The sequence below is a fragment of the Pantoea sp. UYEF8 genome (assembly GCF_040546285.1).
Lineage (GTDB): Bacteria > Pseudomonadota > Gammaproteobacteria > Enterobacterales > Enterobacteriaceae > Pantoea > Pantoea brenneri.
The window spans coordinates 48,147-62,463 of sequence record NZ_JBEPNM010000013.1 but is presented as its reverse complement, the minus strand read 5'-3'; the positions used below and the strand labels follow the sequence as shown (position 1 = coordinate 62,463).

Sequence of the window (14,317 nt, the reverse complement as noted above, 5' to 3'; positions counted from 1 at the left end):
ACGATAGTCATTCAAAATAATTGACCTTTAACAGCAAAATAAGGCTATTTTTCTTTACCGTCATTGCGCCTACTATTCATTCCATCGAGGCAGAACGCCTCTTCCGAATTAAAATGAACTGAGGAAATGACCATGAAAACCATCAAAACTTTCGTTGCTGTTACTGCACTTTCCCTGATCTCTTTCGCTGGTTTTGCCCAGAGCATCACGGCTACCGCCTCTACTCTGGACGCGGCTGAAGCAAAAGTCGCTGCACAGGCGAAAGATGCTGGCGCGTCATACAAAATTACCGGTGCCCGCGTCGACAACCGCGCCTATGTGTCGGCTGAGCTGATTAAATAAGCCCATCTGTTCTGTATAAAGGCTGCCTGCAAGGCGGCTTTTTTTTTGCCTGCTGCTTTTACCACGCTCAGCCTGTGCCCCCTTTTCACACTCCGTCTTAAACCTCATTACTGCCGGTTCAGACGGGCCGCATCGGGTCAGCGTTTAGCCGCTACGGTTAAAAACAGGTTAACGGCAAATTTGCCGTTTCGCTTACTGCCACCTGTGATGGTGCAGTGTGTGCGACAGTGAATAAGGTTAGATGCAACATTATTTGAACAATGTTAGCGTGTGCCCGACAATCACATTAAATCGGAGCTGCACATGCTGACCACAATAATATATCGCAGCCATATTTCGGATGACTTTCCGATCAAAACGGTGCCCGAAATGGTCGTAAATGCCAGCAAAATTAATGCGGCTCACGATGTGACCGGTATTTTACTGTTCAACGGCACCCATTTCTTTCAGCTGCTGGAAGGCCCTGAAGCGGGAATACTCGCCGTTTACCGGCGGATTTGCGCTGATAAACGCCATCACAATGTGGTGGAGTTGATGCGCGACTATGCGCCTTCACGCCGTTTTGGTAACGCCGGCATGGAACTGTTCGATCTGCGCGAGCACGATCGTTCTTCCGTACTGCAGGCGGTGCTCGATAAAGGCACGTCAAAATATCGCCTGACCTATGACGATCGGGCGCTGCAATTTCTGCGTACCTTCGTTGAGTCACGCGAGAAAGAAAACTACTACGAAGTTCTCCCGCCAGGCTACTGGGAGTTTATTTCTGAACGCAGCGATGTGCCGGATTCCAGACCCGTCACCGAAGGGGTCAGCTTTCGCCCGGTCGTCGATCCGCTGGCCCGTCAGGTCACCGCTATCGAAGCGACCACTACCCGTCCGGCAGGATCGCTGTCTGAAGATTCAGCCAGCCAGCAGCTCTATTTTGACGATCTTGAAACGGTGAAAAAGACCTTTGCCCATGCCGGCCTGGTCTGCCCGGACGGCATGACGCTTTACGTCAGCCTGCTGCCGATGACGCTGGTGGTGGTGCCGGATGCGGTGAAGCTGATTGTGGCGGCGATTGAGCAAGCGGGTCTGGTGCCCGAGCAGGTGGTTATCGGGGTCAGCGAAACTGCTGTCATCTCACAGCTTGATGCATTTTCACAAGCCGTGCGCGAGCTTAAAGCGGTGGGGATCAGCTTATCTGTCGACAACTTTGGTGACGGCTCAGCTGGCTTGTCGCTACTGACCCATATTCAGCCAGATCGTATCCGCATCGATGCCGGCATCACCCGCGATGTTCACCGCAGCGGACCAAAGCAAGCGGTGGTACAGGCGATTATTAAATGCTGCTCAGCGCTGGAAATTACGGTGATCGCAGCCGGTATTGTGCAGGCTGAAGAGTGGATGTGGCTGGAAGCGGCGGGCGTAATTAACTTTCAGGGGACGCTGTTTGCCGCTGCTGGACGTTATGATCCAGAGTCGGTGGCCTGGCCGGAATACCGCGAAGCGATGTAATCGCCGCACAGCGGGACAACACCTGAACGGGGCTCGCCGTATGGCGGGCCTTTTTTTATCGTGATCTGCGGCACCTGTTCTGCTATTGATCGCGCGCAGACGACAACCTTGCCGGGAGTGCGTACCACATTGAACCTTCACGTCAGAGCCGCGACCGCCGCCGATACAGCCGATCTGTTTCATATCCGGACTTCCGTGACTGAAAATGTGCTGTCTCACCAGGATCTTCAGGCGCTGGGCATTACCCCGGCCGCGATTGAAGCGATGATTAATACCTCAACCTGTGCATGGATCGCAGTGTCTGGCTGCAAAGCGGTGGGGTTCTCTATGATCCTGCCGGAAGAAGGCTGTCTGTTTGCCGCTTTCGTCCTTCCGGCTTATGAAGGCGCAGGCATTGGCAAACGGCTGGCAGAGGAAGCTGAAAACCAGCTGTTTCTTCATCATGACCTCATCTGGCTGGAAACCGGTGAAGCGACCCGCGCCGCAGGATTCTATCGTCACAGAGGATGGATTACGGCGGGTGAAGCAGCGGCAGAGAAGGATATCCGGATGATCAAACAGTCGTCATGGTGTTCAGCCTGAAGATAGGCGATCCGGTGTTATTCTCAGGGAGAAGCAATGCTTGCCGGGCGACCTCGATTCAGGGGACAGCAAAGACGCTTTAATTTGCATAACCACTGTAGCGAGTAAAAAGCCAGACTAACCACTGTAGCGAGTGACCGTATCACTTCTGAGACGCTGTTTCGCTTTGATAAACCTCAGCACCTGCGGCAAAGATATCGACTATAGCGAGTAAAAATAGCCTGCAAAGATCATCAACAACCACTGTAGCGAGTAATTTTGCGCAATAAATATCCGGGTTTCCGGCGAAAGAGGCTTAGCCGATCAATTCTTCAGCGGATAACCACTATAGTGAGTGCCCGCCTACCGCAACATCGCCACCCATAACCACTGTAGCGAGAAGTCCTTCTCTCTCCGCTATCACTCTCTTACTCAGCGCTGAGCACTGACTCACACAACAACTTATCGCAATTGTTTATGCCTCCTCGCTGCTTTTCGCGCTCAGCCAACCACTGTAGCGAGTAGCCTGAAAGCGGGAAGCCGCTAACCTCGGCGTTATAACGCGCATTGACACCTTCATTCAACACGGCAGCGTGCCCTTTCAGCCCGCTCTGTAGGGTGATCGTCTGCATTCGTTGCAAGCTAACCACTATAGCGAGTGATTCCCTGCCCGGTTTGCAGCCTTTTTTAGCTGTCGGTCTCAGGCAGCACCATCCTGACCGCTCAATATCCACTATAGCGAGAAGCCTCGCATATTTGTGCTAACCACTGTAGCGAGTAAAAATCCGCTTTCAGCCGGGTTATCAACCTGTTGGGAGAGATCATTTGAAGCCAGCTGTGTTTGATAACCACTATAGCGAGTATTGAGTCTGCCCAGCGCTGCTTGTTCCCATTTGATAACCACTGTAGCGAGAAAGTAACAGCGTAACTGAACATTATCCGAACAAAAAAGTAGCTAATCTGGCTTAAAAACCAGCAATTAACCACTGTGAAGTGTAAACCGGCGAGGAAATCGCTGTTTTCAGGCAGTTAAAAGAGGATTTAGACAAGGCAGATGTGGCTGACAACCACTATAGCGAGAACGTTAAGACTGACGAGCGACGTGTGAAGCTGCACAGGAGCAGAACCACAGGCAAGGCTCCCTTTTCAGCGTATGTGGTACCAATACGGATAACCACTGTGATGAGCATCGCAAACGCGCTGGCTGGTAGCAGCAGGCTGAACGAGAGCAGCATAGCGGGGAGAACCGTGTCAGTGATCAATAACAGCAGACATGGCAAGGCTTAGCAGGTAAGCAGGCACCAAGGAGGAAATGAATAACCACTATAGCGAGTGATCTATCTCACCATAGTGGTTAGTACTCACTACAGCGGTTACCTGAAACGGTAGCCTTCTCGCTACAGTGGTTAGTTTGCGACATTGCTCACATTCTCGCGGCTGGTGTCGCAAGGCAGTTAGCCTTTTTTTTCTTTACGGATTTTATTCAGGAGCTCTTTCTCTTCACGCGACACCATCACCAGCTCACTGCTCTCCTCCTCTTCCGGAATGATATCCGGCAGACTCATATCCATGAGCTCCGTATCGCTGTCGATATCGTCATAATCATCCATATCATCGTCAATTAAACCTGACTGACTGAGCGGCAGTTCTGCCGGCCGCAGTTTCGGATGACGATAGTGGACCCAGAAGTAGACTGACGAGCCGCGCTTGGTTTCGGTGTAGTCGAGGTAGCCGATCTCTTTCAACTGCTCCATCGCTTTTCTGACGGTCGCATTTTGCGTGATCACGCGAGAGGTCAGGTTAAGTCTGGCGCGCAGCCGGGCCATTGATATTGGCGCAGGCTTCGGCGGCAGGCTTTCGATGAAGGTATATAACGCCTGGGCGGACTCTTTTCGCGCCAGTTCATTGATGGCTTTGAGCTGCAACAACACTTTACGGTCGAACTGATACAACTCAAAGATCTTGGGATCGGCCTGCAACGTCACGGTATCTTTTTTAATACTGTATTTGGCGGACTGCACCAGGTGCGTCGTGTAGTTTTCGCCGCCCTTGCTGGTGAAGGTTAAGGTATTGGAGGCGATACGCGTCAGGGAAGCGTCCAGACGGTTCCTGAGCTTCGACGAGAGACGAACAGAGGGAATGCCACACAGTTTGGCGAATTCGACAAAAGAAAGCGTTACCGTGTCTCCCAGACACTCGTGCGTGGCAAAAGCACGGATGATCCCCACCCACGTTTTGAAATCGTTATCCATATCCAGCCGGGCACCGAGGATCTTGATATTGTCATACCCCTCCGATCGGACCAGAGACAATTGTTTAAGATCCTGCGTAACGTCCATCGCATTCATCTGGTTTTTCTGACTGCGCGCGGTGGATTTTAGCGTAGGAACAAACAGGCCCAGCCTCATCAGAGCAACCGGCTGAACCGTGTTATTACTGTTGGGCGTCAGGGTAACAACTTCACCGGTACGTTTGTCGGTTTCGCTAAACGCTTCAGCTATGTTCAGGATATCTGGTTCTTTTTTCGGCATGCGGAAGATCCGTGAAGTGAACAAGCGAGAGTCGCCGTTACTCGATACAGTGGATACTAGCACTCACTATAGCGGTTAATCTACTCGCCATAGTGGTTTTTTGTCTCGCTACAGTGGTTGATTTACTCGCTACAGTGGTTAGTGATCCGCTCTCAGAGCAGCGATACCATGGCCTCAGGCCGTATAGGGATCTCTTAGGAACTTATTATGATCTTATGAGGATCTGTTATTGGATCTAACCGGTGGATAAAACGGCTGAATCGCTCTCATTTTGCGGTGGATAAAGAAAATGAACTCTCCGGCCCACTTCCCTGCTCTCAGCTGCGATCCGCTGATGATGCGGTTTATGGCCTGTTTATAGAAACACCGGTTATGCACAGGCAAAAGGGCATTTACTCGCTACAGTGGTTATTGGTCACTCGCCAGCGCGGTTGTTTCTCTCGCTACAGTGGTTATTTTACTTGCCACAGTGGTTATTCTTCTCGCTATAGTGGTTATCAACACCTCCTCAGCCCTTATGCTACAAGGCCCTGGCGGTAGCGGGGATCTATTAAGGATCTCAGTTTGATCTATAGAGGATCGAACAATTGGATCTGACCTGTGGATAATGAGGATAAAAAGAGTAAACATACCGGGAAAAGAGTGGGAGAACTGGCAAGAAGGTTTGAGGAATAGCCAGGGCGAACGTTAAGACTGAAAACCGTCCCTAATCTGCCAGAGCAAATCAAAGGAAAATAAAGCACAAATCTGATAAGGCGAGACTGTACTGACGCTGGATAAAACTAACCAGCAAACAGATGCAGAGAAAACAGCTTTGATTAGGTTAAGTTGATACCTTTTACCGTTTCGCAGCAGAGGTGTTAAAAGAAGCATTGTACTCTTCGCCCTGACTCACTTCAGGTAACCGTCAAACCTGACGCATGCGTAATGCCATGGTTTGATGCATTAACAGCGGTGTCAGCCATATCGATAACCAGCCCGGTGTTTAGTCAGGCACCAGATTCATGGGTAAGAAGTATTTAACGACATTTAGCGACTCTCTCCCCTGCTCAACTAAACCGTTTTATTCATCCTTCTCAGACAAAATTTTCACCATAGAAATATCAATATAAGCATTTGATTAAAAATGACTTTTTTTGGATTTTCATGATGAAAACACCGTGAATTAACCCTGAAAATCAGGATTGCGGAGTTCGTTATTATGGGCGCTGTAGGCTTAACAAAGCGATTCTCAGCACAAAACTTGTGCTCAATGCTTACGTTAATCCATCCGGCTATAGCAGTGAGTAAAAACCATCATAAGTAAAACCGTGAAACTTCCCCCTAAACAGTGGCTGAGAAATGAAGGTTTGAGTTCTGAAGGCCATAAGTTCACTGTCGGATGGAATATCCACTCAATGAGGTTGTGAGGTCTCTCTGGCTGGCAATATATATTTGCTGTCAGACCGGCTCGTTTTAAGCAGGTCAATTCCTCCTCCCCTTTGAGTAGGTAGTTCATACGTGGAATGCTGCTGTTGAAAGAGTCAGCTTTTTAATCAGCCAGAAGAGGGGCTTTTCCAGAAATTAGCAAAAACACCGATCAATCAACCTCAACAGTCTGCATATTTCAGTTTGGATCTGGTGCGTGCGTAGTGGTCATTAAGCAGAAACTCGCAGATAGCCCGACAGCAAAAAGAGCGAAGCGATACTCTCTCTACGCTGCAATCAGTACGCTGCCGTTACGAAACAGTACTAAGTCGGTCAAGATGACTGAGCCACAGCATCTTGTTTGAGGAAATCAACAAATGCGCGCAACGGCGCAGACATGAACCGGCTGGGAAAATAGAGCCAGGGGCCTTCGAATGCAGACCACCATTCTGGCAGTACAGCAACAAGCTCGCCAGTTTCGAAATGGGGCTGTAATTAGTTTTCGAAGGTAGCAATTATCCCTCTGCCCTGTCTGGCAAATTCAATAGCGGCAGCGGCACCATTGACGCCAATGATTAAGCGACCGGCAGGATTCACACTCACGATTTTTCCCTGCCATCCAAATTGCAAGGGTATCAGTGCCCCGCTTGAATACTTCAACCGAATACAGTCATGCTCTGCTAAATCAGCCGGATGTGACGGTAAACCCTGCAAAGCCAGATAAGAAGGCGCGGCCGCCAGTGCGAGCGTCTGTGGGCGGGGACCAATCGGTACGGCAATGTTATCTTTTGCCAGCTGCTCGCCATAGCGGATACCGGCGTCACAGCCTGCTGAGGTTGCGTCTATCAACCGGTCATCAACCATAATCTCCACGCGCAATAGCGGATAGCGCAGGAGGAAAGGGTTCATTATGGGGGGCAGGATATCCGTCATCACTGCACCAGTAACATTCAGTTTTAGCACGCCGCGGACTGCTTGCTGCGTACTTGAAACGGCGGTCAGCACCGATCTCAGACGGTAGAAGGCAATAAACCAAGCTGCTTCGCGGCCATCCGGAAACCATTTTCTTTGAATACGATAATGAAGATCGATAGGTCATCCACAGTTGCCGTCTGTTATTGTCCGGATTTCCGATCAGCCTATTCACATTACCCTCTATTATCAAACGTTATCAATCAGCTTAAAAAGGGAGGGCAAATACGGGTCTCTTTCTGCAGAAGAAAGAGCACCCAAGCTGAATAAACCGGAGTCTGTATGAAAGATAAAACTGTTCTTATTACCGGAGCCAACAAAAGTATCGGCTTTGAAACGGCCCGACAGCTTGGCCTGCGTGGTTACCGCATCTGGCTGGCATGTCGTGATAAAGCGCGGGGCCAGGGTGCGCTGGCAAAACTGATCGCGGAAGGTATCGAAACCCGGATAGTGGTGATGGATGTGACGCAGTTGTCGAGCGTTCAGGCGGCTGCGCAATACATGTTTAAAGAAGAAGGGCAGCTGGATATTCTGATTAATAATGCCGGTATCTCAGGCTTTCTGGGCACTCACCCCAGCGAGCAAAGTATCGATGAGGTTATGGCGGTATATGATACCAATGTGTTTGGTGCCATAAGAGTAACCCAGGCTTTTCTGCCGCTGCTGAAAGCCGCAGTCAGCGCTAAAATTATTATGGTCAGTAGCGGACTGGGCTCACTGGAATGGGTCTCCGACCCGAACCATCCCTATTTTAAGGTCAATGAACTGGGCTATAACAGCTCCAAAACTGCACTTAACGCGGTGACCCTCGCCTTTGCCAAACAGCTAAAGGATCAGGGCATCAGCGTGAATGCCGTCGACCCTGGCTATACCGCCACGGATTTCAATGGACATAGTGGTTATCGGAGCGTCACTGAAGCTGCTGCCGGCATTGTCTGGCTGGCAGAACAGAGTCCGGCGGAAATTACCGGCGGATTCTACTTCGATCAACATCGGGCACCCTGGTAGAGGCCGGCTGAAAGCAGATACAACCAGGATGATGAGCGGGTCTGCATCTCAGCGGCGGTGATATTCTGGCGAAGTTTACGCCTCAACATCTCATTGCCGCGTCTGCTGACTCGTCCGCTTTTGTTCTCTACCCGGCGCTAACCACGTTCTTTCGGTCCAGATGATACAACGTATAAAAAGCGAGAAAGGAAGAACGGGAAACCAGGCAAATAGTCAGGTGAGCAATCTGTCTTGTCATTATAATTTTGCGACCGCTCTCCTCACGGAAATGGCTTAATCGCCATGACGCGTTGTTACCGTCGGTAAAGGAACATCTCAACAGGCTAAACTATCCTGTTACTATTTATGCGCGGTTTAACCGTGGATATGAGAGATTTACCGTCACTGATGCCATTAAAAGCCTCGCGGGCGCTCTCCTGTTCTTTACTCTATCTTCCGACTTGTGCTGACCGTTTCTTTACCAAAATCTCACCAGGGAAATTTACGTGTAAGATCCTGAAATAAATAATTATTTTTTTAGATTTTCACGATGAAAACACCCTTTTTCACCCGCCATTTTGACCAGGATCCTGTCCTGTTATTACGCTGTATGCTGGCTGCGGTTCCTGCCCAGACAAATGAGATCGCAGAAGTTTTTAATAACAGCACCAACGAAGATTCGTCTGCCGCTTATCCCTGCCTGAGTTCGGCTACTGTGTATTAGCCAGGCTTCCCCGCTACTCCCTGCTGTAGTCACCCGATCTGGATGATAAGCCGGTTACGCTGGCTGACTCTGCCGAAGCATTCCATCCGATAGTAAAAAATCCAGGTTTTTGGCATTTTTCTAAAAAATTGGCAGATAGTCGCTTTTTGTGTAGTATGCAAAAAAACATTAACGCAGAGGGGCTTATGAAGCGTGACTATGGTGGTGTGCTGGAGATGGCAACGCGTGCCAACTCCATGTTGCACGGGCTGAGCAATCACATTGAGCAGCAGCGTCAGGAATTTAACCAGACCGGTTTTTATCAGACTTTCTCACGCAATGCCGTCGCTAATATGCCATTGCTGAGTAAGCATGCCGTGGTTGCTGCCATCAGTGACATGGAAGAAGCCGGCTATCAGTTTGGCAAGAAGCAAACCGGTAGCACCTCGCAATATGCATTAACCATCCAGAATGTGGTCGATATTTATCAGCATCGCAAGGTGCCAAAATACCGCGACAAGCACGAAGGCCCGTTTGTGATTTTTGTGGTCAGCCTCAAAGGTGGCGTCTCCAAAACGGTCAGCACCGTAACGCTGGCCCACGGTATGCGCGCCCATCCTTCGATGCTGCACAATGACCTGCGTATTCTGGTTATCGACCTCGACCCGCAGGCATCCAGCACCATGTTTCTCAGCCACACCAACAGTGTCGGCTCTGTGCTGGAAACTGCCGCTCAGGCGATGCTGAACGATCTGGACGCTGACCAGCTGCGTGAGCAGTTTATCAAACCGACGGTGATGCCTGGCGTGGATGTCATTCCCGCCTCGATTGATGACGGTTTTGTCGCCAGTGACTGGGAAGAACTGGTCGCCCAGCATCTGCCTGGCGTTGCACCTTCTGAAGTTCTGCGCCGTAACGTCATCGATCGTCTGGCAGGTGATTACGACTTCATCTTCCTCGATACCGGCCCGCATCTTGATTCCTTTATGCTGAATGCGATTGCTGCCAGTGATGTGCTGCTGACGCCAACGCCGCCGGCTCAGGTTGATTTCCATTCAACCATGAAGTACCTGACGCGTCTGCCAGAGATGCTGGAGCGGATCGAAGCGGAAGGGGTTGAGCCACGTCTGAAGGCGAATATTGGCTTCATGTCAAAAATGACCTCCAAGCACGACCATCTCACGTCACAAAGTTATGCCCGCGAAGTGTTTACCAAATCGATGCTCGATTGTGGCCTGCCGCGACTGGATGGCTTTGAACGCTGCGGCGAATCGTTTGATACGGTGATCAGCGCGAACCCGTCATCCTATCCCGGCAGCGCTGATGCGTTACGCAAAGCTAAATATGAAGCGGAACAGTTCTCAAGGGCTGTATTCGATCGCATTGAATATATCAGGAGCACCCTGTGAGCAAACCCATCCAGCGCATTGGCCGCAAATTCGGTGATTCCGCCATTGCCAGCATGATCGACAGCAGCAGCCAGTCGCGCACCTTTACCCTGAAGTCAGGTATGAAGGCGACCTTTGTGCGGCAATTGATTCCGCATGATGACATCGAAGCAAAGACCTATGTCGACCCGAAGATCAACGGTCGCGATCAGAGCACGCTGACGGCGGAGTCGCTCAAAGAGATCACCCGCACCATTACCCTGCAACAGTTCTTCCCGGCCATCGGGCGCATCACCGCTGACCGGATCGAAATCATGGATGGCTCCCGTCGCCGCGCAGCCTGTATTCTCTCTGGTGCCAGTCTGGAAGTGCTGGTCACGGCGGATGAACTGAGCATCAGTGATGCTCGTCAGCTGGCCGCAGATATTCAGACTGCCCGCGAACATAACCTGCGCGAGCTGGGACTGCGTTTTATGCTGATGAACGAGCAGGGCATGAGTAAGTCGGAGATTGCCAAAGCGGAAGAGATCTCGAATGCCAAAGTGACCCGTGCTTTCCAGGCTGCTTCAGTTCCGGCTGAATTTATCGAACTTTTCCCGGTGGTGGCTGAACTGACGCTGCAGGATTATCAACTGCTGCTTGATGTGTGGGAAGAAGCCAAAGCCGAAGCGGTCGCGGTCGATGACCTGGTCAGTCAGATTCAGGATAAACTGACCCGTGATACGATGCCGGCACAGCTCAACGCCGACGAAAAAAAATCGGCCATTCTCGACTGCTTCAAAACCGCCAGGAAGCAGCTTAAAACGCCGCCGCCAGCCAGCAGGACGGTGACGGAAAAACTGGCGACCTTCAGCACCGCCAATACCTATGCGCGCCGTAAAACCAACGACGAGAAGCGGACCGTGCAGTATGAATTCAGCCGCCTGCCAAAAGAGATCATCGAGAAGATTGATGCTTCGATTAAACAGATTTTGTCATCGATGAAGCAGAACAATTCCTGATTATCGTTAAAACCGGCCTGCCGCCGGTTTTTTTATCCTGGCCGGTCAGATCACTTTCTTCACTATTTATCACTCCCGCTCGAAAACTCGCTGCATTGCTGACCCACCCGGCGTTACAGGGAGGTTAAAGACGGTCATCCTTCCCCTTATTCCGGCGTTACATCTCCCATTACTGCAATTTGATTGTTGAATCCTGACCTATTTGCGGTTATAGCTAAAACGGTTTAGCTTACTCATCTACTTTAAGGAATTTCTATGTCAGTACGCGTGTGGTGTCTGGGTGATGCGGTAGTCGATCTGTTGCCGGAAGAGCCGGGACGTTTAATGCAGTGTCCGGGCGGCGCACCGGCCAATGTGGCGGTGGGTGTGGCGCGCCTGCAGGGGAAGAGTGCGTTTATCGGCAGGGTAGGGGCCGACCCGTTTGGCGACTTTATGCGCCAGACGCTGATTGATGAGCAGGTAGAAACCTCCTTCCTTAAATCCGACCCCGCTCATCGCACCTCAACCGTGGTGGTCGGACTGGATAACACCGGCGAGCGGTCGTTCACCTTTATGGTACGTCCCAGCGCCGATCTGTTTCTTGAGACAACCGATCTGCCGCAGTTCAGCGCCGGGGAATGGTTGCACTGCTGTTCAATCGCGCTGTCAGCCGAACCTTCACGGACAGCCACGCTTACCGCAATGCAGCGTATACGCGCCGCAGGCGGATTCGTCAGTTTCGACCTGAACCTGCGTGATGATCTGTGGCCTGACCCGACACAGCTGCATGCGGTTGTGCATCAGGCGCTGGCCTGTGCTGATGTGGTGAAGCTGTCAGAAGAGGAACTTCAGTTCCTCCATTCTGCCGCAGATCCTGCCGACAGCATGCAACAGCTGGCTGAACGTTTTGCCATTAAGCTGCTGCTGGTTACGCAGGGCAGGGCGGGCGTGATGGCTTGTCACCAGGGGCAGATTTATCACTATCCCACTACGCCGGTGGCCAGCATTGACACCACCGGTGCCGGTGATGCCTTTGTCGCCGGACTGTTGTGGCAGCTGGCGCAGTCGGGTCTGCCCGCCGATGAGCCACAGTTAGCCGTCAGTCTTGCCAGCGCCCAGCGTTGTGGCGCACTGGCAACCATGGCTAAAGGGGCAATGACGGCACTACCCTGGCTGCATCAACTCAGCGACCCGACAGGCTGATTTTCCGGGCTGTTATCACTGGTTTTGCGAGCCATCTCACATTCACTAAACCGGTTTAGCTATTTTCATTGCGCGATGAAATTACCCATGATTATGATTCGCGCCTAAACCGGTTTAGCAAAAAAAGTTTGTGATGATAGCCCTTCCTCAGAGACGCAAAACAATGAAAAAAAGCACGATTGCATTAGCCCTGGCAACCCTGTTCGTTGCTGTGCCGGTCCGGGCAGAGCCGGGCCTCAGCACGATTGAAGCCCGGCTTGCCGCACTTGAACACCGTCTGCAGGTCGCGGAGCAACGCGCAAGCGCGGCTGAAATCCGGGCCGAAGCGGCTGAGAAGCAGGCACAACAGCTGGCAACCGTCCAGCAGCAGACCCCGCCAGCTCCCACTGACGTTGCGCAACGTAGCGCTAAACCGGAACTGAAACCTTCCGCCGATGCGGGCGGATTTGAATTTCACGGCTACGCCCGCTCCGGCCTGCTGATGAACAGCTCGGCAGCGAAAACCCAGGGCGGACCGACGCTGACCCCTGCCGGCGAAACCGGCGGCCACGTCGGGCGTCTCGGTAATGAGCCTGACACCTATGTCGAACTGAATCTGGAACATAAACAGACGCTGACCAACGGTGCCACCACCCGCTTTAAAGCGATGCTGGCCGACGGTCAGCGCACCTACAACGACTGGACGGCTGACAGCAGCGATCTCAACCTGCGGCAGGCATTTGTCGAAATCGGCCAGCTGCCGACCTTCGACGGTGCCTTTAAAGACAGCACCGTCTGGGCCGGTAAACGCTTTGATCGTGACAACTTCGATATTCACTGGATCGACTCCGATGTGGTGTTCCTCGCCGGAACCGGTGCCGGCTTTTACGACATCAGGTGGGGTGATCGGGTGCGCAGCAACCTCTCGGTGTATGGACGGACCTTTGGTGATATCGAAAACAACGAAAACAGCGCGCAAAACTACATCCTGTCACTCAACAACTTTGTCGGCCCGGTTCAGCTGATGATGAGCGGCATGCGGGCCAGAGATAATGATGATCGCGAGGATATTGACGGAAATAAGATCAAAAGCGATGCGGCGAACACCGGCGTACATGCGTTGCTCGGACTGCATAACGACAGCTTCTATGGCCTGACCGACGGCTCGGCGAAAACGGCGCTGCTGTATGGCCACGGTCTGGGCGCAGAGGTGAAATCTGTTGGTTCAGATGGCGCGCTGCTGCCGCAGGCGGATAGCTGGCGTCTGGCCAGCTATGGCATCACGGCGCTGGGAGACGGCTGGCATATTGCCCCGGCGCTGCTGGCTCAGCATAGCCAGGATCGCTATGTCAAAGGCGACAGTTACGACTGGGCGACCGTTAACCTGCGGCTGATTCAGGAGATGACTCAAAATTTTGAGATGCAGTATGAAGGCTCTTATCAGTACATGGACCTGCGCCCGGAAGGGTACAGAAACCGCAATGCCGTCAGCGGCAGCTTCACCAAACTCACCGTCGCACCCACCCTGAAAGCCGGAGACGTAGGCGACTTCCTGAAACGTCCGGAAATCCGCTTGTTCGCCAGCTGGATGAACTGGGATCACCGGCTGGATAACTATGCCAGTGATGATGCCTTTGGCAGTAAGGGTTTTGAGGCCGGAGGGGAATGGAACTTTGGCGTTCAGATGGAAACCTGGTTCTGACCAGACAGCCCCAGCCTGCAGGGGCTGGGCAACCGCACCAATAAAAATGAAACCAGAAGACAGAG

General features: G+C 51.9%; 10 protein-coding genes. 8 read left to right on the top strand and 2 right to left on the bottom strand.

The genetic code is table 11. From position 1 onward, the window contains the following. The first annotated feature begins 132 nt into the window (after positions 1 to 132). The 3 genes from ABIB18_RS19850 to ABIB18_RS19840 all read left to right on the top strand — a co-directional run bounded on the left by ABIB18_RS19850 (position 133) and on the right by ABIB18_RS19840 (position 2,421). Complete coding sequence (locus ABIB18_RS19850; RefSeq protein WP_069729821.1) at positions 133 to 342, top strand: DUF1471 domain-containing protein; 210 nt, start codon at positions 133 to 135, stop codon at positions 340 to 342. Positions 343 to 645: 303 nt separating this feature from the next. After that, entirely contained in the window at positions 646 to 1,839 is a 1,194-nt protein-coding gene (locus ABIB18_RS19845; protein WP_089562210.1) for a diguanylate phosphodiesterase, read from the top strand. A 195-nt stretch (positions 1,840 to 2,034) separates the two neighbouring features. Continuing rightward, on the top strand, positions 2,035 to 2,421 hold the full coding sequence (locus ABIB18_RS19840) for a GNAT family N-acetyltransferase (RefSeq protein WP_354475368.1): 387 nt from the start codon (positions 2,035 to 2,037) through the stop codon (positions 2,419 to 2,421). A 1,433-nt stretch (positions 2,422 to 3,854) separates the two neighbouring features. Here the strand turns inward: ABIB18_RS19840 and ABIB18_RS19835 are convergent. Both ABIB18_RS19835 and ABIB18_RS19830 read right to left on the bottom strand, forming a co-directional pair. Next, positions 3,855 to 4,931, bottom strand: coding sequence for a RepB family plasmid replication initiator protein (locus ABIB18_RS19835; RefSeq protein WP_031377929.1), 1,077 nt, complete (start codon positions 4,929 to 4,931; stop codon positions 3,855 to 3,857). Positions 4,932 to 6,833: 1,902 nt separating this feature from the next. Further along, a complete protein-coding gene (locus ABIB18_RS19830) occupies positions 6,834 to 7,271 on the bottom strand; it encodes a LysR substrate-binding domain-containing protein (RefSeq protein ID WP_354475366.1) in 438 nt (145 codons plus the stop codon). 321 nt (positions 7,272 to 7,592) lie between these two features. On the opposite strand from ABIB18_RS19830, the gene ABIB18_RS19825 reads away from it, so the two are divergent. The 5 genes from ABIB18_RS19825 (at position 7,593) to ABIB18_RS19805 (ending at position 14,252) form a co-directional block, all read left to right on the top strand. Further along, positions 7,593 to 8,318, top strand: coding sequence for an SDR family oxidoreductase (locus tag ABIB18_RS19825; protein ID WP_354475364.1), 726 nt, complete (start codon positions 7,593 to 7,595; stop codon positions 8,316 to 8,318). A gap of 888 nt (positions 8,319 to 9,206) precedes the next feature. Next, positions 9,207 to 10,409, top strand: a complete 1,203-nt coding sequence (locus tag ABIB18_RS19820; RefSeq protein ID WP_031377930.1) for an AAA family ATPase — start codon at positions 9,207 to 9,209, stop codon at positions 10,407 to 10,409. Continuing rightward, a complete protein-coding gene (locus ABIB18_RS19815) occupies positions 10,406 to 11,389 on the top strand; it encodes a ParB family protein (protein ID WP_354475362.1) in 984 nt (327 codons plus the stop codon). The genes ABIB18_RS19820 and ABIB18_RS19815 overlap by 4 nt, the downstream gene beginning before the upstream one ends. Positions 11,390 to 11,644: 255 nt before the next feature. Then, positions 11,645 to 12,571 carry a fructokinase gene (cscK, locus tag ABIB18_RS19810; RefSeq protein WP_354475360.1) on the top strand — a complete coding sequence of 309 codons (927 nt, stop codon included), beginning with the start codon at positions 11,645 to 11,647 and terminating at the stop codon, positions 12,569 to 12,571. 163 nt (positions 12,572 to 12,734) lie between these two features. Continuing rightward, entirely contained in the window at positions 12,735 to 14,252 is a 1,518-nt protein-coding gene (locus tag ABIB18_RS19805; RefSeq protein WP_069729827.1) for a carbohydrate porin, read from the top strand. The last annotated feature ends 65 nt before the right edge of the window (positions 14,253 to 14,317 follow it).

Excerpts from the sequence above, each read along its gene's own strand:
- ABIB18_RS19850 (WP_069729821.1), top strand. The coding sequence starts at position 133 with ATGAAAACCATCAAAACTTTCGTTGCTGTTACTGCACTTTCCCTGATC.
- ABIB18_RS19845 (WP_089562210.1), top strand. The coding sequence starts at position 646 with ATGCTGACCACAATAATATATCGCAGCCATATTTCGGATGACTTTCCG.
- ABIB18_RS19835 (WP_031377929.1), bottom strand. The coding sequence starts at position 4,931 with ATGCCGAAAAAAGAACCAGATATCCTGAACATAGCTGAAGCGTTTAGC.
- ABIB18_RS19830 (WP_354475366.1), bottom strand. The coding sequence starts at position 7,271 with ATGACGGATATCCTGCCCCCCATAATGAACCCTTTCCTCCTGCGCTAT.
- ABIB18_RS19825 (WP_354475364.1), top strand. The coding sequence starts at position 7,593 with ATGAAAGATAAAACTGTTCTTATTACCGGAGCCAACAAAAGTATCGGC.
- ABIB18_RS19820 (WP_031377930.1), top strand. The coding sequence starts at position 9,207 with ATGAAGCGTGACTATGGTGGTGTGCTGGAGATGGCAACGCGTGCCAAC.
- cscK (WP_354475360.1), top strand. The coding sequence starts at position 11,645 with ATGTCAGTACGCGTGTGGTGTCTGGGTGATGCGGTAGTCGATCTGTTG.
- ABIB18_RS19805 (WP_069729827.1), top strand. The coding sequence starts at position 12,735 with ATGAAAAAAAGCACGATTGCATTAGCCCTGGCAACCCTGTTCGTTGCT.